General features: G+C 61.5%; 1 protein-coding gene. It reads right to left on the bottom strand.

The window, feature by feature from the left end; all coding sequences use genetic code 11:
- A partial coding sequence (locus SB659_RS19795) for a hypothetical protein (protein ID WP_410551649.1) occupies window positions 1-262 on the bottom strand: 262 nt, incomplete at both ends.

Raw genomic sequence — 262 nt, 5'->3', positions numbered from 1 at the left:
CGATCGCAACCGCGACCGGCACCTTGATCGCTTGTAGCTCGGCCGCGGTATAGTTCGGCTCGCTCTGCATCATCTTCCCGACATCGGCAACGAAAGCTTCGAAACCGTCGGGCGTTGCGGAGAGCGCCTGATAATCCTTCCGATGGCGGCTGAAGCAGCGGTCGATGACCGGCGTCGGCCGGAATTCGAGCGTGCCCGTTGCATCCATGTTGCAGGCAAAGAAGAAAACGCCCGATACGCGCTCTGGATGCCGGTCGGCAAG

The organism is Arthrobacter sp. SIMBA_036 (assembly GCF_046535135.1).
In the GTDB taxonomy this organism is placed as follows: domain Bacteria; phylum Actinomycetota; class Actinomycetes; order Actinomycetales; family Micrococcaceae; genus Arthrobacter.
The sequence above is the reverse complement of the archived record's forward strand: the minus strand, read 5'-3'. Positions and strand labels throughout refer to the sequence as shown.